24 protein-coding genes and 1 tRNA gene are annotated in these 25,285 nt (G+C 60.7%); 11 read left to right on the top strand and 14 right to left on the bottom strand.

The window, feature by feature from the left end; all coding sequences use genetic code 11:
* Positions 1 to 316 (top strand): hypothetical protein (locus ABWV64_RS14200; protein ID WP_353346394.1); only part of this gene is annotated, 316 nt, incomplete at its 5' end.
* A gap of 19 nt (positions 317 to 335) precedes the next feature.
* On the opposite strand, the gene ABWV64_RS14195 is transcribed toward ABWV64_RS14200, so the two are convergent.
* Both ABWV64_RS14195 and ABWV64_RS14190 read right to left on the bottom strand, forming a co-directional pair.
* Positions 336 to 950: a VPLPA-CTERM sorting domain-containing protein gene (locus ABWV64_RS14195; protein ID WP_353346392.1), complete on the bottom strand. Its 615-nt coding sequence runs from the start codon at positions 948 to 950 to the stop codon at positions 336 to 338.
* 218 nt (positions 951 to 1,168) lie between these two features.
* Positions 1,169 to 2,668, bottom strand: coding sequence for an FMN-binding glutamate synthase family protein (locus tag ABWV64_RS14190; protein WP_353346390.1), 1,500 nt, complete (start codon positions 2,666 to 2,668; stop codon positions 1,169 to 1,171).
* A gap of 132 nt (positions 2,669 to 2,800) precedes the next feature.
* Between ABWV64_RS14190 and ABWV64_RS14185 the strand changes: the two genes are divergently transcribed.
* Positions 2,801 to 3,274 carry a DUF302 domain-containing protein gene (locus ABWV64_RS14185; protein ID WP_502902668.1) on the top strand — a complete coding sequence of 158 codons (474 nt, stop codon included), beginning with the start codon at positions 2,801 to 2,803 and terminating at the stop codon, positions 3,272 to 3,274.
* A 90-nt stretch (positions 3,275 to 3,364) separates the two neighbouring features.
* Here ABWV64_RS14185 and ABWV64_RS14180 read toward each other — a convergent pair whose 3' ends face one another.
* Together ABWV64_RS14180 and clpB are read right to left on the bottom strand one after the other, a co-directional pair.
* Positions 3,365 to 4,087, bottom strand: a complete 723-nt coding sequence (locus ABWV64_RS14180) for a VPLPA-CTERM sorting domain-containing protein (RefSeq protein WP_353346388.1) — start codon at positions 4,085 to 4,087, stop codon at positions 3,365 to 3,367.
* Positions 4,088 to 4,319: 232 nt separating this feature from the next.
* Positions 4,320 to 6,938 (bottom strand): ATP-dependent chaperone ClpB, encoded by a 2,619-nt coding sequence (gene clpB, locus ABWV64_RS14175; RefSeq protein WP_353346386.1) that lies wholly within the window; start codon positions 6,936 to 6,938, stop codon positions 4,320 to 4,322.
* Between the two features lie 319 nt (positions 6,939 to 7,257).
* Between clpB and ABWV64_RS14170 the strand changes: the two genes are divergently transcribed.
* The 3 genes from ABWV64_RS14170 (at position 7,258) to ABWV64_RS14160 (ending at position 9,648) form a co-directional block, all read left to right on the top strand.
* Positions 7,258 to 7,566 carry a hypothetical protein gene (locus ABWV64_RS14170; RefSeq protein ID WP_353346384.1) on the top strand — a complete coding sequence of 103 codons (309 nt, stop codon included), beginning with the start codon at positions 7,258 to 7,260 and terminating at the stop codon, positions 7,564 to 7,566.
* A gap of 189 nt (positions 7,567 to 7,755) precedes the next feature.
* Entirely contained in the window at positions 7,756 to 8,469 is a 714-nt protein-coding gene (gene pyrF / locus ABWV64_RS14165) for an orotidine-5'-phosphate decarboxylase (RefSeq protein ID WP_353346382.1), read from the top strand.
* 183 nt (positions 8,470 to 8,652) lie between these two features.
* Positions 8,653 to 9,648, top strand: a complete 996-nt coding sequence (locus ABWV64_RS14160; RefSeq protein ID WP_353346380.1) for a hypothetical protein — start codon at positions 8,653 to 8,655, stop codon at positions 9,646 to 9,648.
* A gap of 69 nt (positions 9,649 to 9,717) precedes the next feature.
* Here the strand turns inward: ABWV64_RS14160 and ABWV64_RS14155 are convergent, their stop codons facing one another.
* Positions 9,718 to 10,137 carry an NUDIX domain-containing protein gene (locus ABWV64_RS14155; protein ID WP_353346378.1) on the bottom strand — a complete coding sequence of 140 codons (420 nt, stop codon included), beginning with the start codon at positions 10,135 to 10,137 and terminating at the stop codon, positions 9,718 to 9,720.
* Between the two features lie 163 nt (positions 10,138 to 10,300).
* On the opposite strand from ABWV64_RS14155, the gene ABWV64_RS14150 reads away from it, so the two are divergent.
* A complete protein-coding gene (locus tag ABWV64_RS14150; protein ID WP_353346412.1) occupies positions 10,301 to 11,572 on the top strand; it encodes a DNA polymerase IV in 1,272 nt (423 codons plus the stop codon).
* Positions 11,573 to 11,645: 73 nt separating this feature from the next.
* Entirely contained in the window at positions 11,646 to 12,020 is a 375-nt protein-coding gene (locus ABWV64_RS14145) for a CZB domain-containing protein (protein ID WP_353346376.1), read from the top strand.
* Between the two features lie 58 nt (positions 12,021 to 12,078).
* Here ABWV64_RS14145 and ABWV64_RS14140 read toward each other — a convergent pair whose 3' ends face one another.
* A complete protein-coding gene (locus ABWV64_RS14140; RefSeq protein ID WP_353346374.1) occupies positions 12,079 to 12,942 on the bottom strand; it encodes an N-formylglutamate amidohydrolase in 864 nt (287 codons plus the stop codon).
* A 148-nt stretch (positions 12,943 to 13,090) separates the two neighbouring features.
* Between ABWV64_RS14140 and ABWV64_RS14135 the strand changes: the two genes are divergently transcribed.
* Together ABWV64_RS14135 and ykgO are read left to right on the top strand one after the other, a co-directional pair.
* Positions 13,091 to 13,165, top strand: a tRNA-Val gene (locus ABWV64_RS14135).
* 103 nt (positions 13,166 to 13,268) lie between these two features.
* Complete coding sequence (gene ykgO, locus ABWV64_RS14130) at positions 13,269 to 13,394, top strand: type B 50S ribosomal protein L36 (protein ID WP_058332978.1); 126 nt, start codon at positions 13,269 to 13,271, stop codon at positions 13,392 to 13,394.
* A 148-nt stretch (positions 13,395 to 13,542) separates the two neighbouring features.
* Here ykgO and ABWV64_RS14125 read toward each other — a convergent pair whose 3' ends face one another.
* The 8 genes from ABWV64_RS14125 to ABWV64_RS14090 all read right to left on the bottom strand — a co-directional run bounded on the left by ABWV64_RS14125 (position 13,543) and on the right by ABWV64_RS14090 (position 22,318).
* Entirely contained in the window at positions 13,543 to 14,763 is a 1,221-nt protein-coding gene (locus ABWV64_RS14125; protein WP_353346371.1) for a phenylacetate--CoA ligase family protein, read from the bottom strand.
* A 74-nt stretch (positions 14,764 to 14,837) separates the two neighbouring features.
* Positions 14,838 to 15,662, bottom strand: a complete 825-nt coding sequence (locus tag ABWV64_RS14120; protein WP_353346369.1) for an ABC transporter ATP-binding protein — start codon at positions 15,660 to 15,662, stop codon at positions 14,838 to 14,840.
* Positions 15,663 to 15,761: 99 nt separating this feature from the next.
* A complete protein-coding gene (locus ABWV64_RS14115; protein WP_353346367.1) occupies positions 15,762 to 17,045 on the bottom strand; it encodes an ABC transporter substrate-binding protein in 1,284 nt (427 codons plus the stop codon).
* Between the two features lie 126 nt (positions 17,046 to 17,171).
* Positions 17,172 to 18,248, bottom strand: a complete 1,077-nt coding sequence (locus ABWV64_RS14110; RefSeq protein ID WP_353346365.1) for a branched-chain amino acid ABC transporter permease — start codon at positions 18,246 to 18,248, stop codon at positions 17,172 to 17,174.
* Positions 18,249 to 18,254: 6 nt separating this feature from the next.
* A complete protein-coding gene (locus ABWV64_RS14105) occupies positions 18,255 to 18,482 on the bottom strand; it encodes a hypothetical protein (protein ID WP_353346363.1) in 228 nt (75 codons plus the stop codon).
* A 2-nt stretch (positions 18,483 to 18,484) separates the two neighbouring features.
* Positions 18,485 to 19,486 (bottom strand): branched-chain amino acid ABC transporter permease, encoded by a 1,002-nt coding sequence (locus tag ABWV64_RS14100; protein WP_353346361.1) that lies wholly within the window; start codon positions 19,484 to 19,486, stop codon positions 18,485 to 18,487.
* Between the two features lie 13 nt (positions 19,487 to 19,499).
* Positions 19,500 to 20,318, bottom strand: coding sequence for an ABC transporter ATP-binding protein (locus tag ABWV64_RS14095; RefSeq protein WP_353346359.1), 819 nt, complete (start codon positions 20,316 to 20,318; stop codon positions 19,500 to 19,502).
* A gap of 26 nt (positions 20,319 to 20,344) precedes the next feature.
* The gene (locus ABWV64_RS14090; protein ID WP_353346357.1) at positions 20,345 to 22,318 is read right to left on the bottom strand and encodes an AMP-binding protein; all 1,974 of its coding nucleotides are present in this window, start codon (positions 22,316 to 22,318) and stop codon (positions 20,345 to 20,347) included.
* 248 nt (positions 22,319 to 22,566) lie between these two features.
* Between ABWV64_RS14090 and ABWV64_RS14085 the strand changes: the two genes are divergently transcribed.
* Positions 22,567 to 24,549 (top strand): PAS-domain containing protein, encoded by a 1,983-nt coding sequence (locus tag ABWV64_RS14085; protein WP_353346355.1) that lies wholly within the window; start codon positions 22,567 to 22,569, stop codon positions 24,547 to 24,549.
* The gene (locus ABWV64_RS14080) at positions 24,546 to 25,253 is read left to right on the top strand and encodes a response regulator transcription factor (RefSeq protein ID WP_353346353.1); all 708 of its coding nucleotides are present in this window, start codon (positions 24,546 to 24,548) and stop codon (positions 25,251 to 25,253) included. Before ABWV64_RS14085 ends, ABWV64_RS14080 begins: the two co-directional genes overlap by 4 nt.
* The last annotated feature ends 32 nt before the right edge of the window (positions 25,254 to 25,285 follow it).

Here is a 25,285-nt window from a genome sequence, read left to right as displayed (position 1 = left end):
GGGATATTGTCATCTTTTCTTCAAAAATATCAAAAACCAAATAAATTCAATAAGATACGAGCTTGCCTTTGTTCGAGGCGGCTGCATTTCGTGGCATGGTGCTGCGCTGCGGCTTGGGGCCAAACAGGCGCGCGACCCCACATATTGGGTTACCCACAGGGTTATCCCCAAGATGGGTCGAGACTCGGCCCACATCACCCCCGATTCAGGGGTGGAATCGCGCCACGCCAGCCGGAATCGCAATGCGCCGCGCGACTCGGCGACAAACCTCGGGCTGAAAACGCAAAAGCCGCGGAGCAACCGCGGCTTTCACTGATCTGCAGATCAAACGGGCTTCAGGCTGTTTGGGATTTGGACTTGCGGCGCAGCGCACCCAGACCGGCAAAGGCCCCGATCATCAGTGGCAACCCCGCAGGCAGCGGCACGGCAGGGGCGATATCGAAATCAATGCTACCGATTTTGGCGGAGGCGTAAATCGAGCTGCCCACCAAGGCGTCGAAATCCACCGCGATCAAGAAGGCCTCTCCCGCACTGACCGAAACCGGGCCAGAGGCGAAAGACAGCGTTTGCGTGGCCGAGCTGGCGAACATCAGATCCCCCGCCACTTCGGTGCCTTCGACGCTGACATCAAAGGGCAGCTGGTCTGCTTGGCTGGTCAGCGTATGCCCGCCTCCGGTCATGCTGTTGAACAGCAGGTCCTGATCGGCGACGATCGAGATTGAATACATCCCGTTTCCAGGCACGCCGAAGGAAAGACCGCCACTGCCTTGGCGAAACCCGTCGGCGCCCCTCGAGGTGGCGACGAAAGAGAAGTTCACGCCATCGACGGTCGCGCTGGTGGTCGGGACGGTCGATGTGGCAAAGGGCGCGGTTGTGAAATCCAACGTGGCGGCTTGGGCGAGTGCAGCGGTGAAAATCCCCGCTGCGAGGGTGGTTACAAAAGTCTTCATTATTATGTCCGTTCAATAGAGCTTGGTTAACGCGCGCAACAAAGTACGAGTAACGGGCAATAGTTTGAACGAGACCGCCTGTTTGCGTCAAGTATGGCATCCCCTAGGGCCGCCCTTGGGGCGCCGCCATGCCCATTTTAGAAACAATGCGGGCGGATCGGGCGGTATTGTCCGCGCATCACCGTCACCTACTCCGCGCGCGGCCCTGCCTTTGCCTTTTAATGCGTCACTCCGACCTTGCCGTCTTGGCTTGGAAACAGCGTATTCATCGGAACGGATTGCCCGTCCGCCATCACCACCCGCACATGGCGGCGGCGCATCTGGCGCGGCTCGGACACGCCGACGGAATGGGCGATGGTCTCGACCTCTTTGATCACCTGTTTGGCGTAATGGGCCACGCGTTTGTATTTGTCTTCGACCACAAGGCCCGCCTGCAAGCGCGGATCATGGGTTGTGATCCCCGTGGGGCAGGTGTTCTTGTTACACTTGAGCGCCTGAATACAGCCCAGCGCAAACATAAAGCCGCGCGCGGAGGCGACGAAATCCGCGCCTGCGCATATCGCCCATGCCACATCAGAGGGATTGACCAATTTGCCCGCCGCGATGATGCGGATGCGGTCATGCAGCCCGTGTTTGTCGCGCAGATCGACCAGCATCGGCAGGGCCTCGCGGATCGGCATGCCAACCAGATCGATCAATGGCATCGGCGCCGCGCCCGTGCCGCCTTCGCCGCCATCAATGGCGATGAAATCCGGTGCGCAATCAGGGCCGCGCTCCTCGATCAAGGTGAAAAGCGGGTCGAGCGCTTCTGGCGATCCCATCACGGTTTTGAAACCGACCGGTTTGCCCGTCACCTCGCGGATATGTTCGACCATATCCAAAAGATCACCCCAATTGTTGATCTCGCGGTGGCGGTTCGGCGAAATCCCGTCCTGCCCGATCTTGAGCCCGCGAATTTCGGCGATCTCCGCGTTGACCTTTTCGCCGGGAAGAATGCCGCCCTTGCCAGGTTTTGCGCCTTGGGCCATTTTGAGTTCGAACATACGCACCTGCGGATGCTCGGCCACTTTGCGCAGCTTTTCGTCGCTCAGGTTACCATGCTCGTCGCGCACCCCGAATTTCGCGGTGCCGATCTGGAACACCACATCGCAGGCCCCCAGAGTATGAAAGGGCGAGATGCCGCCCTCGCCGGTGTTGAGCCAAATGCCCGCCTCTGCCGCGCCGCGCGACAGAGCTTCGACCGCAGGGCGCGAGATCGCGCCATAGCTCATGCCGGAGATGTTAAAGATGGATTTGGCCACATAGGGAATTGCCGCCGTCGGCCCGATCAGCATCGGATCGGTTTTGGCGAATTGATCCTCGAGCGGCGGAAAGGCCGCATTCATGAAAATCGGCGTGCCGGGGGCCGACAGGCTGCGGGTCGAGCCAAAGGCGACGGTATTGCCCTTGCCCGTGCCGGCATGGGTGACCCAATCGCGCTGTGCGCGGTTAAAGGGCATTTCCTCGCGGTCCATCGCAAAGAAATACTGCCGGAAGAACTCGCCAAGGGTGGAGAACAGATGCCGGAAGCGTCCGATTACCGGATAGTTGCGCCGGATCGCATCGCTGGTTTGGGCTTTGTCGACTACAAAGAACAGCAGCGCCATCAAGGCCAGCCCCCCGAGCACCAATACAAAGACCAAGGCCAATACCGTCAAGGCGTGCGTGGCAAATCCCATATCCATCCCCGATTGATGTGTGTCAAAGTCAGCTTTAGCGCTATGATAGAGGGTAGGTTCACACAAACACAGGGGGCCATGGCGCGCAACAACCGCTTTGCGCTGTGCCGTCGTCTTGGGGGAGGAGACCCGATGATGCTGAACGTGATGAAGAAAACCCTGCGCGCGGGATTGGCCTGCGCGGCCTTGGTTCTGACGCCCATGATCGGCCATGCGGAAGAGACACTCGTCAGCTATACGACCGAGGAAAGCTATGACGATGTGATCTTCGGGTTGGAAAATGCGATCCTTGATCAAGGCCTGCTGATCGACGGGATTTCGCATGTGGGCGAGATGCTCGAGCGCACGCGCGCCGATGTCGGCTCCGATGTGGTGCTCTTTGCCAAGGCCGACGTCTATAGTTTTTGCTCGGCGCAACTGTCGCGCAAGGTGATGGAGGCCGATCCGATGAATATCCGCTTTTGCCCCTATGATATCTTTGTCGCGCAAATGCCGGACGATCCTGATCACGTGATCATCGGCTACCGCCAATTCCCCGAAGGGGCGATGCAAGAGGTGCAAGCGCTTGTCGACACCATCGTGCGCAGCGCGATCAGCATCGACTAAAGGCGCTGCGTCGCGTCTGGCCAAAGCGATCCGCAATGACAAAAGGCGCCCAAGACGATGGGGCGCCCTTCCTTTGCTGTGCGGGCGAAGCTACCCGAGGCGTTTGCGCCGCTTCATACCGGCCACACCGCCCAGCGCGCCGATCAGAAGAAACGCCGACGCGGGCAAAGGCACCGCTGGGGCGGCAACCGGAACGGCGATCCCGCCGACCTGCACCTCGATGCGGGTGGTCGGATCGAGAGAGCCGCGCCCGAAAATCGTCATGATCCCAGTGTTTTCAAAGGCTGTGGCATCGGTGACCAGCGACAGGAAATAGCTGGTCTGATGCACTTCCTCCGCCAGATAGTGGTTTACCAGCGGAAAACCGAAATCAAAGGTCAGCGTATCCCCATCGGCCGAGCGCGACGCCGAGGTCGGTCCGACATCGCCCGACCCGTCGGTGCGATAGGAGGCATCAACCGCGAAATCGCCGTAACCGCTGATCGAGAAGCCATCAATATAGAGAATGCCAACCGTCCCGAGGGTATTGACCGGATCGCGCAGGCGCGGCGCAAAGATCAAAGTCTCGAGCAGCGCCGACACGACCACTCGGTTTTGCACGTTATAGCCCGCAGCAAAAAGGTCTGCGCTGTCCAGATCGGCGAAGATGAGGCCATCGTTGACCACCGTGCCGCCAAGTTCGGGGGTTTCGGCAACGGTGGTTGCGGTCATGGCAATTGTATCGCCAGCCGTGAGCGGCAAAGCGCCCGCTTGCGAGGCGCCAAAGGTCAAAAGAGCCGCCGCGCACAGCGGGGCAAGTCCGGTCATATTCATTGTAAGTCTCCCGTGAGATCAAAGACGGGTGCGCAGGATGCACGCCAACGCGTCCGCCGGAAAAGTAAAAAGTCTTGTCTTGATAATGGGGGCAGTATAGCGCCGTTTCGCGCTCAAACATAGCTGGCAAATAAGGCGGAGCGGAAATCGGCCCATTGGCGCCTGCTCCCCGCACAGCAAAAAGGCCCGCGCCAAAGACGCGGACCTTAGAGCCGTTCTTTTCACAGCGGCGTTAATGCACGACGGCATCATCGGGTTTGGGCCGGTTGCTGGCGCCCACACGGTCGCCGATAATCAACCCGTCCGCACCCGAGCTGACCGCGATCACCTCGCCGTCCTTCACATCGCCCGCAAGCAGCATTTCGGCCAGCGGATCTTGCAAGGCGCGTTGGATCACACGCTTTAAGGGGCGCGCGCCGAACACCGGATCATAGCCTTCATCAGCGAGCCATGTTTTGGCTGCCTCGTCGATCTCCAGCGTGATCTTGCGCCCCGCCAAACGGTTGGCAAGCAAACGCAACTGGATCTCGACGATCCCGCCCATATCCGCGCGGCCCAGACGGTCAAAAATGATCGTCTCGTCCAGACGGTTGAGGAATTCGGGCCGGAAATGCGCCCGCACCGCATCCATCACATCGCGTTTGGCGTCGGAGGCATCAGAGCCGTCCGGCAACTGGCTGAGCGCCTGCGCGCCGAGGTTGGAGGTCAGGATAATCAAGGTTTGCTTGAAATCCACGGTCCGGCCCTGCCCATCGGTCAAAACCCCGTCGTCAAGAACCTGCAACAGCACGTTAAAGACATCGGGGTGGGCTTTTTCCACCTCGTCGAACAGCACCACCTGATAGGGGCGGCGACGCACGGCTTCGGTCAACACCCCGCCTTCGTCATAGCCCACATAGCCCGGAGGCGCACCGATCAGGCGGCTGACCGCGTGTTTCTCCATGAACTCCGACATATCGATGCGCACCATGGCATTATCGTCATCAAAGAGGAATTCGGCCACCGCTTTGGTCAATTCGGTTTTGCCAACGCCGGTCGGCCCGAGGAACAAGAAGCTGCCCAGAGGGCGGTTCTCGTCGTTGAGCCCGGCCCGCGCGCGGCGCACCGCATTGGCCACGGCTTTGACGGCCGCGTTTTGCCCGATGACGCGTTTGTGCAACCCGTCTTCCATGCGCAAAAGCTTGTCGCGCTCGCCTTCGAGCATCTTGGTCGTCGGAATACCGGTCCAACGCTCGACCACTTGGGCGATCTGCTCGGGGCGCACGGCCTCTTCGACCATCACGCCATCCTCGCCTTGGCTTTCCGCCTCGCCGAGCTTTTTCTCCAGATCGGGGATCACGCCATAGGACAGCTCACCCGCCTTGGCGAGATTGCCTTCGCGCTTGGCGATATCCAATTCGGCCCGCGCCTTATCGAGCGCCTCCTTGATGTCGCGCGCACCGGCCAGCTTGTCCCGCTCGGCCTGCCATTTGGCGGTCATCTGGTCGCTACGCTCTTGCAGGTCCGACAAGTCCCGCTCCAGCGTTTCCAAACGATCCTTGGAGGCCGCATCCTCTTCGAGCCGCAACGCCTCGGCCTCGATCTGCATCTGCAGGATCTGCCGGTCGAGCGCGTCCAGTTCTTCGGGTTTGCTGTCCACTTCCATGCGCAGACGGCTCGCCGCTTCATCCATCAAATCGATGGCCTTGTCGGGCAAGAAGCGGTCGGTGATATAGCGATGCGACAGGGTCGCCGCCGCCACCAGCGCATTGTCGGAAATCCGCACACCGTGGTGCAATTCATATTTCTCTTTGATGCCGCGCAGGATCGAGATCGTATCCTCGACCGTCGGCTCCGTCACCATCACAGGTTGGAACCGCCGCGCCAGAGCCGCGTCTTTTTCCACGTATTTGCGGTATTCATCGAGGGTCGTCGCGCCCACGCAGTGCAATTCGCCCCGCGCCAAGGCCGGTTTGATCAGGTTCGCCGCATCCATCGCGCCGTCCGATTTGCCCGCGCCGATGAGCGTGTGCATCTCGTCGATAAAGAGGATGATTTCACCCGCCGCATCCGTGACCTCGTTGAGGATGGATTTGAGCCGCTCCTCAAACTCGCCGCGGTATTTCGCACCGGCAATCAGCGCGCCCATATCCAGCGCAAGCAAACGTTTGTTGCGCAGGCTTTCGGGCACATCGCCGTTGATGATGCGCAGAGCAAGCCCTTCGGCAATCGCGGTTTTACCCACGCCCGGCTCGCCGATCAGAACAGGGTTGTTCTTGGTGCGGCGGCTCAGCACCTGCATGGTGCGGCGAATTTCGTCATCGCGGCCGATGATGGGGTCGATCTTGCCCGCTTCCGCCGCCGCAGTCAGGTCATTGGTGTATTTTTCCAAGGCTTCATAGCTGTCTTCTGCGCTGGCGCTATCGGCTTTGCGGCCCTTGCGGATGTCATTGATCGCCGCATTGAGCGTTTGCGGCGTCACGCCGCCCGCCGCCAATGCCTCTTTGGCACCGGATTTCACCAAGGCCAGCGCGGTCAAAAGCCGCTCGACCGGCACAAAGCTGTCGCCCGCCTTTTTGGCGAGGCTTTCGGCCTCGGCCAGAACCTTGGCCGTGGTTTGATCCATATAGGTCTGGCCCGCATCGCCCGACACTTTGGGCATTTTGGCCAGATTTGCATCGACGGTTTGCAACACCGCTTTGGCCTGACCGCCCGCGCGGGTGATCAAGGTGCTGGCAAAGCCTTCGGGATCGTCCATCAGGGCCTTGAGAATGTGATCTGGGGTCAATCGCTGATGGTCTTCGCGCATCGCAATTGTTTGAGCCGCTTGGATGAAACCGCGCGCACGCTCCGTGAACTTGTTCAAGTCCATCGCCGTTCTCCTTATATAAAGCGCCCGATCCGGTGGTGGCGCCCGCTCAGCGGCACGCCCCTTAATTTCGGGCCTCACGGATAATTTGGGGAAAGACCGCCCCCCCTTCAAGGGCCGCATTGGCGAAAATTGCGCGTAAACCGGCGCAGGGGCAAAGGCGGCTGGCGCGCTCGGCCCTTGGCGATCCTCACGGTAAGGCGACGCGTGGGAACTTTTGCGTGAGTGGGGCGTTAAATGAGTGAAAGCGCGCCCATATCTATAAGTGCGCGCCCGAAAACCCGATAGGCGCCCCGCCAAACGAGCAGAAAGGCAACACGCCATGCATACCGAAAAACTGCAATTGAACGATGTCCGTTATAACCCTGCGCTCAGCGCTTTTGAGGCCAATGTCACGCTCTACGAGCGCGGCGAGGCCTATATCTATCCGTGCCAGATGGCCGCGCCCATGGACGCCCCGTTTCGCGCCCTTGCCGATGGGCTTTGCGAGCGCGCGCTGCGCCAACACAAGGCAGCGCGGGCCAGAGCGCTCGACCTTGGCGCGCTGCGCATGAGCCGCAAATCAAGCGCGACCGAACGCGCGGTCCATTTGATCCCCGCGCAAAGCGAAACGCCGCTTTACGCCGCTTAAGCGCGCGGGGCGCGAAACGCCCCCGCGTTCCTCACAGAGCAAGCCCGACCGCGGGCGCACGGTTTGTCATGGTTCCGTGCGCCCGTTTTTTTATAGCCGCAGCGGGCAAAGCCTTGACCCGCAGGGCTGGGGCCGCAACAAGGGCGCACAGTTTGCCCTTTCGCGCCCCTAGATCAGAAAGCAGCCCTCATGACCCAGTCCCCTCGCCCCGCCGATGACCGCCTTATTGTTGCAATGGATGTGCCCAATGCCATCGCCGGTTTGAAACTGGCCGAGGATTTGGGCGATGCGGTCAGCTTTTATAAAATCGGCCTCGGGATGCTCACCGGCGGCGGATTGGCGTTGGCCAACGAGCTCAAACAAGAGCACGGCAAGCGCATCTTTCTCGACATGAAACTGTTCGATATCGGCGCGACAGTCGAAGCGGCGGTGCGCGGGCTGGCACAATTCGATATGGATTTTCTGACGGTGCATGGCGATCCGCATGTGGTGCGCGCCGCCAAAGAAGGGGCCAGCGGCAAGGATCTGAAGATCCTCGCGGTGACGATCCTGACCTCCTTGGATCGCGGCGATCTGGATGCGAGCCTGATCAAGTCGGGCGCGCTCGCCGATCTGGTGCTGGAGCGGGCGCATAATGCCTTCGAGGCGGGCGCCGACGGGGTCATCGCCTCGCCGCAAGAGGCCGCCGCGATCCGCGCCCTGCCCTCGGCGGCGGGCAAATTGATCGTCACCCCGGGCGTGCGCCCCGCAGGGGCCGATCTGGGCGATCAAAAACGCGTGGCAACCCCTGCGCAGGCAGTCAAGGACGGGGTCGATCATATCGTCGTCGGACGCCCGATTTGGAAAGCGCCGAGCCCCGCAGAGGCGGCCGAAGCGATTCTCGCGCAGATGCAGCAAAGCTGATCTGCGACGCCTCCTCCCCCCTAGGGCACCCAAAATAGAGGCAAAAACCGCCGCCGCACCCCTATATGTTGTGGATATCTCCGACATTCGCCTAAGAATCGGGTGCGCGCGGGGGCTGGCGCGTGTTAACTTCCTCGCCAATTGAGAGATGAGTTTACCTATTTGATCGGGGGACGAGAGAGAATGGCCGTTACCATCAACGCAGGAACACCGGTTTCCAGTAGCACCAGCAAACCGGCGCAAAACACCGCTTCGCAAAGCGGCGCGCCTGTGCCGCCCGCCGCGCCCAAAGGCCCCGCCCTGTCGGGGGAGACGCAAAAAGCCCATAACGATCTGGTGCTCTCCTATCTCAAGCTGCGGCGCATGACGGGGCTGCTTGGCTTTGTGCTGCCGATGTTGCTTTTGATCATGGCGGCCACGCCAACGGTCAATTTCATGCCGTCGATTTCGGAGTTCTATTATACGCCGGTGCGCAGCCTTCTGGTCGGGGTGATCGGCGCAATTGCGATCTTCCTGTTTTGCTACAAAGGCTATTCCGCCGAGCCCGACCGCGTGGCCCAGCGCCCGATCGAGAAAATCCTCACCGACCGGCGCGTCTCTATGGCCGCGGCTTTGGGGGCCGTCGGTGTGGCGATGTTCCCGACCTCGTCGCAGGTGGCGACCACGCCGGTGCCCTTGATGGTGCAATGGCTCGGCTCCGGCGGCTCGGCGCTCTTGCACGCGCTGAGCGCCTTGATCTTCTTTCTCGCGCTGGCGGTGATGTGTCTGGAGAACTTCCGCCGCGCGCCCATGGGCCGCGCCATGGACCGCATCCGCGCGGCAGAGCATTCGATCTATTCCGCCTGCGGCAATATCCTCGTCGGATGTACCGCGATTTTGGTGCTGCTCTTCGTCATCGGCGCCGTCGGGCGCGACGCGATTGCGCATTTCGTGGCCGAAAACCATTTGATCTTCTGGTTCGAGACCTTCGGCCTTCTGGCCTTCTCGGTCGCATGGCTGGTCAAGGGCGAAGGCCTGACCTCTATGGTCAAACTCGTCGCCTCGGCCGATGAGGCCGACCGCATCCGCGCCGCGCAGATCGCCGCTCAAAAAGCCGCCAAGCACGAAGAAGAGGCGCGGTCTTTGGAAAACCCGTTTTCAAACGCCGCCGCGAGCGAGAAGAAATCCTTGTTCAAATAGTAGCCCTGCCCATCCGGCGCAGCCTCGACCTCATTGGCCGTTGCCCCGAAAGGGCGGCGGCCATCGCCTTTATCGCATCGCGGTCGGCGACCGGCCACGCAAATAGGCCGCGAGCCAGTCTTGCAAATGCGGAACGGCGCGGGTGTGAGTGATAAAGGCCTCAGCCGTCATCAACGCCATGCGTTGCCCCTCATCCCCGAGGCGCAGGCCGCGCGCAGCATCGGCAGGCAAATGCGCGGCAAAAAAGGCAACCGTGCCGACCGGGCGCGGGTAACAGGCTTGCAGGCATAGCTGCTCGGCGCGCAGGACGGCCCCGACCTCTTCAAAGGTCTCGCGCAAGGCGCAGGCTTCGGGCGTCTCGCCCGCCTCGGCAAATCCACCGGGCAAATCCCAATGGTCGGCAAAGGCGATATTGGGCAGATCATCGCGCAAGAGCGTGACCAGTTTATCGCCGACAAAGAGCGCCAGTTTCGATCCTGCAAATTCCATACCGCTCCCCCAAGCTTTGCTCTATTCTATCCAAGTCGGCGGCGCGGGCCAGCCCTGGCGCCGCTGCGCCGCCCCTGTTTTCCCGCCCTGCCCGCTCATTTTGCCCTGCCCCAATGGTTCGGACCGATAGATGCCAAGCGCCCCGCCCGCCACTGCCACCCCGATGCCCAGCCTGTGCCGCGCCTGCCTGACATGTTTTGACGGCGGCGGGCGCTGCCCCTCGTGCCGCAGCCCGCGTGTGATCGCCCATGCCGAATTGTTCGACCTCGCCATCGCCCATATGGATTGCGATGCCTTCTACGCCTCGGTGGAAAAACGCGACAATCCGGCCTTGGCGGACAAACCGGTGATCATCGGCGGCGGGCGGCGCGGCGTGGTCTCGACCGCCTGCTATGTGGCGCGCATTCGCGGGGTGCGTTCAGCCATGCCGATGTTCCAAGCACTCAAGCTGTGCCCCGACGCGGTGGTGATCGCGCCGCGCATGGAGGCCTATGCCGAGGCCAGCCGCGCGATCCGGCAGATGATGGAAGAGCTGACCCCCGCGATTGAACCTTTGTCCTTGGACGAGGCATTTTTGGACCTGCGCGGCACGATGCGGCTACACGGCGCGCCGCCTGCGGTGATGCTGGCGCGGCTGGTGCGGCGGATGAAAACCGAATTGGGGCTGACCGGCTCGATCGGGCTGAGCCATAACAAGTTTCTGGCCAAAATCGCGTCGGACCTCGACAAACCCAACGGGTTTGCGGTGATCGGCGAGGCGGAAACCGCCGCGTTTTTGCATGACAAACCTGTGCGGATGATCTGGGGCGTGGGCGCGGCCACGCAGGCCGCATTGGAGGCCGCAGGCATTCGCAGCTTTGCCGATTTGCGCCGCTGGGACCGGCGCGATCTTCATGCGCGTTTTGGCAATACGGGCGAGCGGCTTTGGCATCTGGCGCGCGGTCAGGACAAACGCCGCGTCTCGGCCCATAGCCCGATGAAGAGCATCTCGAACGAGACGACATTTTTCGAGGACACATTCGACGCCGAACTTCTGGACGGGCATTTGTGGCGCTTGGCCGAAAAAGTCTCGGCCCGCGCCAAGGCCAAATCCTTGGCGGGGCGCGTGGTAACGCTCAAACTCAAACGCGGCGATCACAGCGCCCTGTCGCGGCGCCTATCCTTGCGCGATGCCACGCAAATGGCCGATACGATCTATCGCACCGCGCGCGGTCTGCTCGATCAGGTCGGGCCAGAGGGACCATACCGTTTGATCGGGGTCGGCATTTCCGATCTGGTCGATGAAAGCAGTGCGGATCTGTCGGCGGACCTTCTCGACCAAGGGGCGGCCCAACGCGCCAAAGCAGAGCGCGCAACCGACGAAATCCGCAAAAAATTCGGCGCGGCGGCGATCGTCAAGGGGCGTGGATTGAAGCGCGCGCGCAAGACAGATTGAAAACTTTGCGCGTGGAAACCTTTTCGTAACGCGGGTTCGAATAGGGTCGCATGTCTCTAGCGAGGATCGCCCCATGGAAAATGACGTCATCATCGACAACATCATGAGCGCTGTCAGTGCGCATTCAAAATGGAAAACGCGACTTCATACCGGTATTCAAATGGGGGAAATCGATACCCCCTCCGTGCAAATCTCGCGCGATGATCATTGTGAATTCGGCCAATGGCTCCACGGTACGCAGATCGACGAGGAAACCAAGAGCGGCAAGCCCTATAAAGTGATCAAGCGGCTGCATGCGGAGTTTCACGGTTGCGCTGGCAAGATCGCCCACAAGGTGGAGCAAGGCGAGATCGACGCCGCTCGAGAGTTGCTCGAAGGCGACTATCGCGAGACCTCGCGCAAACTGATGCTGGCATTGACCCTATGGCGGACTGAACTGTCGTCTTGAGGGCTGCGCCCTGCCTCCTCGGCTGCAAGCGTTTCGCACCATAGCGCGGGTGCACGGCCTATTCTGCGGCGAGCGGAATTTTGCGCGCACCAAAGCGCGTGATATCGGCGATCACCCCCTCGAGCAGGGCTTTGAACGCTTTGAAATTCCCGTTGGGCCGGATCATTTTCTCGTTCATATAAATGGATCGGTCGATCTCGATCTGCACCGCGTGCTGGCCCCGCGACGGGCGGCCGTAATGCTGCGCGGTATAGGCGCCCGCGAAGGGCGTGTTACGCACCACGCGCAGCCCTGCATTGACCAAGGCGCGTTCGATCTGCTCGACCACTTCCTCATCCGCCGCTGCGCCGAAGCGATCGCCAAGCACAACATCAGGGCGCTTGGCCCCGAGGCGCGCGACGCTATCCACGGCTTCATGTGGCATGGAATGGCAATCGACAAGAATGGACATGCCGAACTCGCGGTGGCTGGCATCGAGCAATTCTTGCAGTTTTTGGTGGTAGGGCTGCCAATAGGTTTCGATGCGCCTCTGCGCCTCGCTCATCGGCATTTTACCGCGGTAAATCGCGCGCCCGCCCGCAACCACGCGCGGCACGACGCCAAGCCCCGAGGCCACGCGCGGGTTGAGCGCCTTGCCTTTGGCCATGCCGTCGATCAAGGCGGGATCAAGCTCATCCGCGCTGCGGTTGTAATCGATAAAGGCCCGCGGCGCGCAGGCCTTGAGCAGCGGCGCGCCGAAGGAGGGCGCCGCCTCGAACAGATCATCGACAAAGGCATCTTCGGAGGACCGGATCATTTGCGTGTCCAAAACCGACTTGCGCACAAAGCTCCACGGATAGTCCCGCCCGCTATGCGGCGAGGCAAAAACCACCGCGGTGCGGCGGCGCTCGGGCGTGATAACTTGATAGGCAAGCTTCGGCATAAATAGACCTTTCCGTGAATCAGCATGCCCCAAAACTTTCTACACCAAAAGCCCCTTGATCCCCCGCGCGACTCCTTTTATAGACCAGCGAACCGGCGCGGATTTCCCGCGCCCCTTTTTATGGGGCAAGGGGCCAAGCCGGCTATATGGGTGATTAGCTCAGCGGTAGAGCACTTCGTTGACATCGAAGGGGTCACTGGTTCGATCCCAGTATCGCCCACCATGTTTCTCGCGTCTGACCCGCCAGACGCACCCGCCGGCGCCCTTGTTTATAAGGGTAAATGTAATCAGAGGCGCAGCCTGCGCCGCGAATGAGGAGAAGACCTATGAAGGTTAAAAACTCGCTCCGCTCGCTCAAGAATCGGCACCGCGACTGCCGTGTTGTGCGCCGCAAGGGCCGCGTTTACGTGATCAACAAGACCCAGCCCCGCTTCAAAGCCCGTCAAGGCTAAGCTGCTGGCAGCACAAAATGATTTAAAGCCGCTTCCTTCGGGAGGCGGCTTTTTTCGTTGAGGGTCAAACCGGTGGCAATGATGCAACAAAAAGCCCGCCAAAAACCGGCGGGCCTTAGGGTGTTTGAACAGGCTGTACAAAGAGGGATCAATCGTAGCTGCGTTGATCCTCGATCACGAGGCCGTCTTTGGGCAGGCTGCCCGGCGCAACGATTTCCACTGTGCCCTTGAGTTTGAGCACATCTGCAACGCTGGCGGCAAAAGCAGCCGCATCGCCGCCCTGCGCTTCGATTTGCACGGTCATCGTGTCCATCTCGCCCGCCCGCGCCGCGATCACGCGGGCTTTGATGATCTCGTCGTGGCGCGCGACCAATTGTGCGACCTGCTCGGGGCGCACGAACATGCCTTTGATTTTGGTCGTCTGATCGGCCCGCCCCATCCAGCCCTTGATGCGCATATTGGTGCGCCCGCAGGGGCTTTGCCCCGCCAGAACCGCCGACAGATCGCCCGTGGCAAAACGGATCAGCGGGTAATCGGGGTTGAGAGTGGTCACCACCACTTCGCCCACCTCGCCCTCGGGAACGGGGTTGCCGGTGCCGGGGGTGACGATTTCGACGATGACGCCCTCATCGACGATCATCCCCTCCATCGCGGGGCTTTCGTAGGCGATATTGCCAAGATCCGCCGTGGCATAGCTTTGCAGGCAGGCGATACCGCGCTCGGCATATTCGGCGCGCAAGGACGGGAAGAGCGCGCCGCCGCCGACGGCGGCCTTGGTGATCTTGAGCTTGAGGCCCATCTCTTCGGCCTTGTCCAAGATCACCTTGAGATAATCGGGCGTGCCCGCATAGGCGGTCGCGCCGATGTCATGGGCTGCGCGGGCCTGAAGTTCTGTCTGGCCGGTGCCAGCGGGCAAAACCGCCGCTCCGACCGCGCGTGCGCCGCTCTCGAAAATCATGCCCGCAGGGGTCAGATGATAGCCAAAGCAGTTCTGAATGATATCGCCCTGCCCGATACCCGCCGCCGCCAAGGCGCGGCCCATACGCCACCAGTCATGGCCGATCCCGCCAGGTTCATAGATCGGTCCAGGGCTTTGGAAAATATGCGCAAACCCCGACGGGGCCAGCGTGGTCAAGCCGCCGAAGGGGGCGGAGGCGGCCTGTGCCTTGCCCAGATCAGATTTGCGCAAAACCGGAAGCGCGGCCAGATCGGCGGCAGAGGTGATTTTGGACGCATCCAAACCGTCCAGCGCCCCCGCATAACCGGCCAATACCTGCGCGCGTGCGATTTGTGCGGGCAAGGCTTTGGTCAGATCAGCAGCGCGGGCCTCATGGCTACGGGTTTCGAGCGTGTCGAAATGTCCGGACATCGACAGGTTCCTTCAGATGCGGCGCATAGGGCGCGAAATGGTCATTTTCCAAACAGAAGCGACAGGCGCGAGGCTTAGCTCAGCCAACGTTTGCGGCGACGGTATGAGCGCACATCGCGGAAGCTCTTGCGGCCCTCGTCGGACATGCCGAGGTAGAATTCCTTCACGTCGGGGTTCTCGCGCAGATCGGCGGCAGGCCCGTCCATCACAACGCGGCCCGATTCCAAGATGTAGCCGTAATGCGCATAGCGCAGGGCGACATTGGTGTTTTGCTCGGCCAGAAGGAAGGTCGCGCCTTCTTTCTCGTTGAGGTCTTTGACGATGCCGAAAATCTCTTCGACAAGCTGCGGGGCGAGGCCCATCGACGGCTCGTCGAGCAAGATGGTTTCGGGGCGCGACATCAGGGCGCGGCCAATCGCGACCATCTGTTGCTCGCCCCCCGAGGTATAGCCCGCTTGGCTTTTGCGGCGCTCTTTGAGGCGCGGGAAATAGGCATAGACCTTTTCAAGCTCTGCGGCGATCTCCGCCTTGGAGGCGCGGCGCGTATAGCTTCCGGTCAACAGGTTTTCCTCGACCGTGAGGTGTTCAAAACAGTGACGGCCTTCCATCACCTGAATGACGCCCTTTTGCACGAGGGAAGCAGGATCGAGCCCTTGGACCCGCTCACCGCGATAGGAAATCTGGCCTTTGGTGACCTCGCCGCGCTCGGAGTGCAGCAGGTTCGAGATCGCCTTGAGCGTTGTGGTTTTGCCTGCGCCATTGCCGCCAAGCAGGGCGGTGATCCCGCCTTTGGGGACCTTGAGCGAGACACCTTTAAGCACAAGGATCACGTGGTTGTAGATCACCTCGATATTGTTGACCTCAAGCAGGGTCTCTTTGGTGGGGGCGGCATCCAGCATCGCGGGCACTTCCTTTGTCAAATCTGATGGCACATCTCGTGCCGGTCGGTGTCCTCCGGCCGTGCTCCTCAACACGGCCGGAGTATCGAACGCGCAAGCTTACTTACAACCGGGTTCGATGTTGTTTTCCGCAGCGAATGCAGCGGAATCTTCGGCCACCAGCGGCGCAAGAACCTCTTGGTCCGACTGGAAGTATTCGGTGATCAGGCTCCATTCTTTGGCACCTGCATCCCATTGCGCCACGGCACCAAAGCCGTTGCCGCCGTGGTTTTCACACGAGACTTTGAACTCGGGGCCAAAGTTCGGCATGCCCAGAGCGGCCATTTTGGCTTCGGTCATTTCCAATGCTTCCATACCGTCGCGCATTTGCGCCGGTGTGATATTGGCCGTGCCGTGGATCGCTTGGGCGGTTTTGGCCGCTTCAACCGCGAGCATACCCGCATAGAGACCGCGGTTATAAAGCGCGGTGCCGAGCATATCACCCGCGCCGGAGGCTTTACCGGTTTCAATCAGGTGCTTTTTGATATCCGCGTAGATCGGATAGTCGTCGCCGAGGTTGTGGAAGGTCAGCGCCTTGTAGCCATTGGCCGCATCACCCGCAGGCAACACGTCGTTTTCCGAACCCGACCACCAGATGCCGATGAATTTATCCATCGGGAAACGGATGTTAGCGGCTTCTTGGATCGCCACTTGGTTCATCACGCCCCAGCCCCACATCAGGACATAATCAGGACGCTCGCGGCGGATTTGCAGCCACTGCGATTTTTGCTCTTGGCCGGGGTGGTCAACGGGCAAAAGGGTCAGCTCGTAGCCGTGCTTTTTCGACAGCTCCTCAAGCGTGCGGATCGGCTCTTTGCCGTAAGCGGAGTTGTGGTAGACCAGAGCGATTTTCTTGCCCTTCAGGTCGCCGCCTTCTTGGTCAAGCACGTGTTTGACCGCGATCGAGGCACCGTCCCAATAGTTGGCCGGATAGTTGAAGATCCAGTTGAAAACCGACCCGTTCTTAGCCGAGGTGCGCCCGTAACCCATCGAGTGGACGGGGATATTGTCGGCGGTGGCTTTGGGGATCAGCTGATAGGTGATGCCGGTGGACAGCGGTTGATAGATCAATGCGCCCGAGCCTTTGGTGCTCTCGTAGCATTCCACACCTTTTTCGGTGTTATAGCCCGTTTCGCATTCGATCAGGTTGGCTTTCTCGCCGCCGATACCGCCATCGCGCTCGTTCATCAGGTTGATGTAGTCGATATAGCCGTCAGCAAAGGGAATGCCGTTTGCCGCATATGGTCCGGTGCGATAGCTGAGCGCCGTAAAGGTCAGCTCGGCCATTGCCGGTCCGGCAAGCATCGTTACGGCAAGCGCCGCGGATACGAGTGTCTTCTTCATCGGTTTTTCCTCCCATGGTTGGTCCGATGTGGGTGGTAGAGCCGGAGTTATTTGTCGCCGGTCTCTTCTCCTCCGGATCTGCCCGCGCAATTGCGGACAGGCCCCTTTCGATTGAACCCGTCCCGATTAGTGCGGGAAGGGCCAAAGCCGTAATTTCTCTTTGGTCACGCGCCAAAGCTGTGCCAATCCGTGCGGCTCGGCGATCAAGAACACGATGATCAACGCGCCGACGATCATGAATTCAAGGTGCGCCGCCAGATCGGTCGGCCATCCAAGCGTGCCGACCAGAACGTTCTTGAGCAGCACCGGCAAGAGCACAAGGAAGGCCGCGCCGGCGAAGCTGCCGAAGATCGAGCCAAGCCCGCCGATGATGATCATGAACAAGACGAGGAAGGATTTGTTGATCCCGAAGACCTCGCCCACTTCGACCGCGCCCAGATAGACGCTAAAGAACAAAGCGCCCGACAGGCCGACGAAAAAGCTCGACACCGCAAAGGCCGTCAGCTTCGCGCGCAGCGGGTCCACGCCGATGATCTCGGCGGCGATGTCCATATCGCGGATCGCCATCCATTTGCGTCCGACCGAACCGCGCGTCAGGTTGCGCGCGATCACGGCCGACAGGATCACGAAGACGAGGCAGAACAGATAGGTCGCCCAGCTTTCGGTATTGGCGCCGGTGACCGGCACGCCAAAGACCGTGCGCTCGGGGGCGCTGATCTGGCCGGAGGCGGAATTGTTGTAGAACCACGGCACGCGGTTGAAGAGCCAGACAAGGAAGAACTGCGCCGCCAATGTCGCCACGGCGAGGTAGAACCCTTTGATCCGCAGGCTCGGCAATCCGAAGAGCACCCCGACCAGCGCAGTGATCGCACCGGAAATCAACACGTGGAAAAAGATGCTGACATCAGGAAAGGCGGTCATCAATTTATAGCACGCATAGGCGCCAACCGCCATGAAGCCGCCGGTGCCGAGGCTCACCTGCCCGCAATAACCGACGAGGATATTGAGGCCAATGGCGGCGATAGCATAGATCAAGAAGGGCAGCAAAACCGCGCTGGCCCAATAGTCGTTGATCACAAAAGGGATCACCGCAAGCGCGACAAACAGCACGAAATAATAGCGGTAGCGATCAAATTTGATCGGAAAGGTTTGGTTGTCGGCGGCGTAGGAGGTCTTGTAGTCCCCCGCTTCACGATAAAACATCTCGATCTACCCTTCGTGGTGTGGATGGGTGAAACCCATCGCTTTGTTATTGATGCGGTGGCCGCGGCTCAGCTTCGTGTAGGCGACGATGCCGCTGAGAAATCCGAGCGCTGCGAGGATAAAGGCGACATTGACCTGCTTGGCGGTCAGCCCCTCGGCGGTCAGGGCGATATAGCCAAAGGCCCAAAACCCCGACCACGCAATGACATTGGTGATGGCAATCAGCTTGTTCATCGCTACACCCTCTCGATGATTTTCTCGCCAAAGAGGCCTTGGGGCCGGAAGACGAGGAAGATGAGGGCCAGCACATAGGCAAACCAGTTTTCGGTCGCGCCGCCGAGCATCGGACCAAAGCCGTATTCAAACAGCTTCTCGCCGACACCGATGATCAAACCTCCGACAATCGCGCCGGGGATGGAGGTAAAGCCGCCCAGCATCAAAACCGGAAGCGCCTTGAGCGCGATCAGCGAGAGCGAGAATTGCACCCCCGATTTGGCGCCCCACATGATGCCCGCGACCAAGGCCACAAACCCCGCCAGCGACCACACCAGAACCCAGATGAAGTTCAGCGAGATACCAACCGAAAGGGCGGCTTGGTGATCATCGGCCACGGCGCGCATGGCGCGGCCCTGTTTGGTGTATTGGGCAAAGGCGACCAAAGCGATCACCAGCAAAGCCGCCACAACCGTGGCCACCATATCAAGATTGTCGATATACATGCCGTAATATGTCGCGCCCTCTGCGGCCCATGTGGCCGTCAGGTCTTCGATGAAGAACGAGCCGCCTTGCGGCAAACCGACATCGAGCTTTTTGATGTCGGAGCCCCACATCAAATCGCCAAAGCCTTCCATGAAATAGGCCAGACCGATGGTCGCCATGAACAAGATGATCGGCTCTTGCCCGACCAGATGGCGAAACACGAAACGCTGCACCAGCCACGCCAGAACCACCATCACCGCCATGGTCAACACGATCGAGGCGAGCGCCGGAAGATGCCATCCGAAATGGTGCACCTCGGTGCCGAACAGCGCATTGATCAGATGGCTAAAGGGCACCTGCCCTTCCATGATCCCGACCAAGGTCAGCGCCGCGAAAAGCGCCATAACCCCTTGGGCATAGTTGAAAATTCCCGACGCTTTATAGATCAGCACGAAGCCGAGCGCGACAAGGGCGTAAAGCACACCGGCCATCAGACCGTTGAGCGCGACTTCGGCGAAATTGAGTAATCCTACTGGCATATCCCTGTCCCCTTTAGTCGTGCGCCACGCCAAGATAGGCGTCGATCACTTCTTGGTTGTTGCGCACTTCATCGGGTGTTCCGTCCCCGATTTTCTTGCCGTAATCCATCACGACCACGCGGTCGGAGATGTCCATCACCACGCCCATATCGTGTTCGATCAGCGCGATTGTGGTGCCGAATTCGTCGTTCACATCGAGAATAAAGCGGCTCATGTCCTCTTTTTCCTCGACGTTCATCCCCGCCATCGGCTCGTCGAGCAGCAAGAGTTTCGGCTCGGCGGCCAAGGCGCGCGCCAATTCGACCCGCTTCTTGAGACCGTAAGGCAAGCGCGACACCGGCGTTTTGCGGATCGCTTGGATTTCGAGGAAATCGATGATCTTCTCGACCACTTCGCGGTGCTCGCTCTCTTCGCGCTCGGCTTTGCCCTTCCAGATCGCTTGCGCCAGCATGCCGGTTTTCATCTCGTTGAGACGTCCGGTCATGACGTTGTCCAAAACGGTCATGCCCTCGAACAGGGCGATGTTTTGAAAGGTGCGCGCGATGCCTTGGCGGGCCACCTGGAAGGGGCGCATCGGCGGACGTTTGGCCCCGTGGAACCACACTTCGCCCTCTTGCGGGTTATAAAAGCCGGAAATGACGTTGAGCATCGACGATTTACCGGCGCCGTTCGGGCCGATGATGGCGCGGATTTCGCCCTCGCGGATGTCAAAGCTGATGTCCTTGATCGCCACAACGCCGCCAAAGCGCAGGGTGATATTGCGCATCTCCATCATCACCGCGCCGATCTTGCGACCGTCTGCTGTGGTGTATCCGTCGACCTGCTCTGTCATCGGGCTGCTCCCCTGTTGTGCGGCACTCATTGCGCCGCGACCTTCTGCGGATTGACCGGCACGGTCGCCGCATCGCGCAACTGCAAGGTCGCGCTGATCGCGCCTTTGCGGCCGTCTTCGTAGGTCACTTCGGTTTTGGTGAAAATCTCGGGCGAGCCGTCATAAAGCGCGGTGATGAGATCGGCGTATTTCTCTTCGATGATCCGGCGGCGCACCTTGCGGGTGCGGGTCATTTCGCCGTCATCGGCGTCCAGTTCCTTGTGCAAGATCAAGAACCGCGTGACCTGACAGCCCGAAAGCATCGGGTCCTCGGCCACCGAACGGTTCACCTCCTCGACGTGTTTTTGCACGGTTTCAAGCACTTGCGGATGGCCTGCCAGTTCTTGATAGGAGGAGTAGGCGATATTGTTGCGCTCGGCCCAATTGCCCACCGCCGCCAGATCGATGTTGATAAAGGCGGTGCAGGTGTCACGGTCGTTGCCGAAGACCACGGCCTCTAGGATGTTGGGGTAGAACTTGAGTTTGTTCTCGACATATTTGGGCGCGAAAAGCGCGCCGCTGGCCAATTTGCCGACATCCTTGGCGCGGTCGATGATGCGCAGATGGCCGGTGTCCGGCTCGAAAAATCCCGCATCCCCCGTCGCGACCCAGCCTTCGGCGTCTTTGGTCGAGGCGGTGCTTTCGGGGTTTTTGTAGTATTCCACAAAGGTGCCAGGGCTGCGGTAGAAAACCTCGCCGCTGTCGCCGATGCGCACCTCGACACCGGGCGAGGGCACGCCGACGGTATCGTCACGCACTTCGCCATCGGGTTGCTGGGTGATGAACACGCCGGCTTCGGTCTGGCCGTAGAGCTGTTTGAGGTTGATCCCCAGCGAGCGGTAGAAAGCGAAAATCTCCGGTCCGATCGCCTCGCCCGCCGTATAGCCGACGCGCACGCGGCTCAGCCCGAGGGTGTTTTTGAGCGGGCCGTAGATGAACAGATCGCCGAGCAGATATTTGATACGGTCGATAAAGCTGACGGATTTGCCATCAAGGATCGCAGGGCCGACCTTGCGGGCATGGGCCATCGCCTTGTCGAACATCCATTTCTTCATCCGCGATGCATCTTCCATCCGGATCATCACGGTGGTCAGCTGCTCTTCGAAAACCCGCGGCGGGGCGAAATAATAGGTCGGCCCGATTTCGCGCAGATCGACCATCATGGTTTCGGCGCTTTCGGCGCAGTTGACGCAAAATCCGGTCCAATAGGCTTGGCCCAGCGAGAAGATGAAATCGCCCACCCATGCCATCGGCAGATAGGCCAACACATTCTCGCCCGCGCTCAGATCGTCGAATTCGGACGAATTTTTCGAGGTCTCGACGATATTGCGGTTGGACAGAACCACGCCTTTGGGGCGGCCCGTTGTGCCCGAAGTATAGAGCATCACGCAGGTGCTGTCGTAATCCAATGCGGCGCGGCGTTCGGCCAGATCGGCGCCGAATTCGTCGCGCGCGGCGCGGCCTTGCTCTTGCACATGGCTGAATTGATGCAGGCGGTGATGGTCGTATTTGCGCAAACCGCGCGGATCGAGATAGATCATATGCTCGAACTGGTGCAATTGGTCTTGCACTTCGAGCACCTTGTCGACCTGCTCTTGGTCCTCGACGATCACAAAGCGCGCGCCGCAATGGTCCAACACATAGGCCATCTCTTCGGCGGCGCTGTCTTGATAGACCGGCACAGGGATCGCGCCGACCGATTGCGCGGCGACCATTGACCAATAAAGCTGTGGGCGGTTGGTGCCGATGATGGCGACGAAATCGCCCTTGACCACTCCCAAATTCAGCAGGCCGAGGGCCAGGGCCTCTACCTCTTCGGCAGTCTCGGCCCATGTCCAAGTTTGCCAGATACCGAATTCTTTTTCGCGATATGCGTCCCTGTCACCGATCTCGGTGGCGTTACGGTGCAACAAAGCCGGTATGGACGTCAGTCCACCGGCCGCTTCGAGCGACTGAGCCAAATTTTCTCCTCCCAAATGCCGGTATGGTCCGGCTGGTGATCGCCTTAAAAGCGATTCTCTCCCCTCCTCAGGGTGCGGGTTTGAAACTCTACGTCAACTTTTTCGTAAACATTTCCCGAATCTAACGAATTGTAACAAGCCGATGCGCGCTCTTTGCGAGGCCGCTTGAGGGTGTTAGCCATAAACCGCGAAACGCGCGTTTTGCATCGGGCAAACCGACCGGATGCGGGCAGAAAGACGAATAAAATATGGTGACAAGCCCCAGCAGAACCCAAGCCATGACCTTGGCCGGCCTGAACCTGATCCAGCAGGCTTTGTCGATCTACGACCGCGATTTGCGCCTCGTGCAATGCAATCGCCCGTTTCAGGAAATGTTCGACCTGCCCGACGATCTGTGCCGCGCAGGGGCCGATTTCGGAGAGACGATCCGCTATCTCGTCACCCATGGCGAATACGGCGAGGTCGACGATATCGAGGCCTTCGTGCAGGTGCGCATTGAGGATGCCAAGGCCTTCGAGCCGCATTATTTCGAGCGCACCCGCTCGAACGGGCGCACCTTGGCGATCGAAGGCAGCCCCCTGCCCGATGGCGGTTGGGTCACCGTCTATACCGATATCACCCGCACCAAACGCCAAGAGGCCTTGCTGCGCGCGCGCGCCGGTGCGCTCTCCGAAGAGGTGATCGCCCGCGCCGAAGAGCTTTCCGCCGCGAACCGCCAGTTGGAGAGCACAGTGCAGGCCCTCGAAGAGGCCAAGCGGCAACTCACCTTGGCCGAGGCGCGCTCGCGGCTGACGGCGGAAATGATGCCCGCACATATCGCCCATGTGGACCGCGACGACATTTATACCTACACCAACCGCCGCCTCGGGGTGGTCATGCCCGGACGGCCGACCGATATTGTCGGGCTGCATATCTCGCAGGCCCTTGGCGCGGTGACCTATGAGGCGATTTCCCCGCATCTGGAGGCCGCGCATCATGGCAAGGCCTCGGTGTTCGAGTTTACCGATGTGATGTCCTCGCGCCGCTTGCGCGTGGCCTTTACCCCCGATCACGAGGATGGCGGCGTCTATCTGTTGTCGATGGATATCACCGAAGAGACGCAAACACGCCACGCGCTGCAACAAACCCGCCGCCGCGAAATGGCGGCGCAAATGACCAGCGGTCTGGCGCATGACTTCTCCAACCTTCTGACCATCATTTTGGGGATGCAGGCGCGGCTCGGGCGGATGCAATTGCCGCCGCAAGCGGGCGAATTGATCGAGGCGACGCTTTCGGCGGCGCGGCGCGGCGGCGCGCTTTTGAATTCCATCGCCGATATGACCGGCGCGCGGGCGGTGCATCCGGTGGCGACCGATATGTCGGGGTTTTTCGACGATCTGGGCACATTGGCGCGCTCGACCCTGCCCGATGACGTGACGCTTGAGATCAGCAACCTGATCCCCGCGCCGCGGCTGATGCTTGACCCCGGAATGGTGCAGGACTGCCTGATCAACCTTGTGCTCAACGCGCGCGATGCGATCCGCAAAGCCGGACGCAGCCGCGGCCACAGCCCGGGGCGCGCGCAGGGCCGCATCGTTCTGACCGCCGCGCCGGTGACCGACACTTGGGTCGATTTCACCCTGCGCGACAATGGCACCGGTTTTTCCGCCGAAGCCTTGGAGCGCGCCTTTGATCCGTTTTTCACCACCAAGGGCGGCGAGGGGTCGGGGCTTGGCCTGGCCATGGTGTATGACACGGCCAAGCTCTCGGGCGGGCGGGTGGCCTTGGCCAATACCGACGAGGGCGGCGAGGTCACGCTTCGCCTGCCGCTGCGGCCCGCGCCTGCGCCAACCTCGCCAGGGCTGGTGCTTTTGGTCGAGGACAGCCCCGATCTGCGCCGTTCGATCCGCGCCATGTTGGTCGATCAAGGCCATGCGGTGATCGAATCCGCCAGCGCCGAAGAGGCGCGCATCATCGCCGCCGAAGTGCCGCAAATCGCCTTTATCCTTTCCGATATCACCCTTGAGGGCGGGGCCACGGGCAACGATCTGTTGGACCAGTTGCCGCCGCAAGCGCCGCCATGCTATTTGATGACCTCGCTGCCGCCCGAACATCCCGACCACCAGCGCGCCATCGCCCGTGTGCCGGTGTTGCAAAAACCCTTTTCCGCAGAGCAACTTGCCGGTTTTCTGGACCTGCGCCAAACCGCGCCCGCCGCGCCTGCATCCCGCTTTGACCGCGAGGCCCCATGACCAAAACCGCCCCTCTCGTCACCATTTTGGACGATGAACCCGCGATCCGCGCCATGCTCACCGCCGCGCTCGAAGAAGCGGGCTATCGCACCATGGCCTTTGGCCGCGCGACCGAATTCGAGGCGGCGCTTCAGCGCACCGTGCCGGACCTATGCCTTGTCGATCTGTCGCTGCCCGACCGCGACGGGCTGGGCCTTGTGCACCGGCTCGCGCTGGAGCAAGGGGCGAGCGTCATCATCATTTCGGGCCGCGCACAGGTGCAGGACCGCGTGACGGGGCTGGAACTGGGGGCGGATGACTATATCACCAAACCCTTCGATCCCGCCGAAGTGGTGGCCCGCGTGCGCGCCCGTCTGCGCGCCAGCAAACCGGCCGAACAAAGCGGGCAGATCGCGCGGTTTTCCGGTTGGACCGCCTCCTTCGACCGCTATCTGCTCACCGATGCGGCGGGGGAGCAGACGCCGTTTTCCCATGCCGAGGGCGAGGTTTTGCGGCTCTTTTTGGAGCGGCCAAAACGGTTGATCAGCCGCGTGATGATGCAAGAGAGCCTTGGCGGCGCAGCGGGCGAAAGCTTTGATCGGGCGATGGATGTGCGCATCTCGCGGCTGCGCACCAAGCTGCGCGAGGACCCCAAGAACCCGCAGTTGATCAAAACCATTTATGGCGCGGGCTATATCTTTTTGGGCGATGTGGATTGGGGCTGAGGCGGGCGGGTCCTCTTGGCGCTCACCTTACG

This window comes from Litorivita sp. NS0012-18, from assembly GCF_040371945.1.
Taxonomy (GTDB): Bacteria; Pseudomonadota; Alphaproteobacteria; order Rhodobacterales; family Rhodobacteraceae; genus Litorivita.
The sequence above is the reverse complement of the archived record's forward strand: the minus strand, read 5'-3'. Positions and strand labels throughout refer to the sequence as shown.

Coding starts and splice junctions, on each gene's coding strand:
- ABWV64_RS14150 (WP_353346412.1), top strand. CDS start 10,301: ATGCCCAGCCTGTGCCGCGCCTGCCTGACATGTTTTGACGGCGGCGGG.
- ABWV64_RS14095 (WP_353346359.1), bottom strand. CDS start 20,318: ATGACAGAGCAGGTCGACGGATACACCACAGCAGACGGTCGCAAGATC.
- ABWV64_RS14185 (WP_502902668.1), top strand. CDS start 2,801: ATGATGCTGAACGTGATGAAGAAAACCCTGCGCGCGGGATTGGCCTGC.
- ABWV64_RS14080 (WP_353346353.1), top strand. CDS start 24,546: ATGACCAAAACCGCCCCTCTCGTCACCATTTTGGACGATGAACCCGCG.
- ABWV64_RS14110 (WP_353346365.1), bottom strand. CDS start 18,248: ATGTTTTATCGTGAAGCGGGGGACTACAAGACCTCCTACGCCGCCGAC.
- ABWV64_RS14120 (WP_353346369.1), bottom strand. CDS start 15,662: ATGCTGGATGCCGCCCCCACCAAAGAGACCCTGCTTGAGGTCAACAAT.
- ykgO (WP_058332978.1), top strand. CDS start 13,269: ATGAAGGTTAAAAACTCGCTCCGCTCGCTCAAGAATCGGCACCGCGAC.
- ABWV64_RS14160 (WP_353346380.1), top strand. CDS start 8,653: ATGGCCGTTACCATCAACGCAGGAACACCGGTTTCCAGTAGCACCAGC.
- ABWV64_RS14155 (WP_353346378.1), bottom strand. CDS start 10,137: ATGGAATTTGCAGGATCGAAACTGGCGCTCTTTGTCGGCGATAAACTG.
- ABWV64_RS14085 (WP_353346355.1), top strand. CDS start 22,567: ATGGTGACAAGCCCCAGCAGAACCCAAGCCATGACCTTGGCCGGCCTG.
- ABWV64_RS14170 (WP_353346384.1), top strand. CDS start 7,258: ATGCATACCGAAAAACTGCAATTGAACGATGTCCGTTATAACCCTGCG.
- ABWV64_RS14105 (WP_353346363.1), bottom strand. CDS start 18,482: ATGAACAAGCTGATTGCCATCACCAATGTCATTGCGTGGTCGGGGTTT.
- pyrF (WP_353346382.1), top strand. CDS start 7,756: ATGACCCAGTCCCCTCGCCCCGCCGATGACCGCCTTATTGTTGCAATG.
- ABWV64_RS14195 (WP_353346392.1), bottom strand. CDS start 950: ATGAAGACTTTTGTAACCACCCTCGCAGCGGGGATTTTCACCGCTGCA.
- ABWV64_RS14145 (WP_353346376.1), top strand. CDS start 11,646: ATGGAAAATGACGTCATCATCGACAACATCATGAGCGCTGTCAGTGCG.
- ABWV64_RS14180 (WP_353346388.1), bottom strand. CDS start 4,087: ATGAATATGACCGGACTTGCCCCGCTGTGCGCGGCGGCTCTTTTGACC.
- clpB (WP_353346386.1), bottom strand. CDS start 6,938: ATGGACTTGAACAAGTTCACGGAGCGTGCGCGCGGTTTCATCCAAGCG.
- ABWV64_RS14140 (WP_353346374.1), bottom strand. CDS start 12,942: ATGCCGAAGCTTGCCTATCAAGTTATCACGCCCGAGCGCCGCCGCACC.
- ABWV64_RS14125 (WP_353346371.1), bottom strand. CDS start 14,763: ATGTCCGGACATTTCGACACGCTCGAAACCCGTAGCCATGAGGCCCGC.
- ABWV64_RS14100 (WP_353346361.1), bottom strand. CDS start 19,486: ATGCCAGTAGGATTACTCAATTTCGCCGAAGTCGCGCTCAACGGTCTG.
- ABWV64_RS14115 (WP_353346367.1), bottom strand. CDS start 17,045: ATGAAGAAGACACTCGTATCCGCGGCGCTTGCCGTAACGATGCTTGCC.
- ABWV64_RS14190 (WP_353346390.1), bottom strand. CDS start 2,668: ATGGGATTTGCCACGCACGCCTTGACGGTATTGGCCTTGGTCTTTGTA.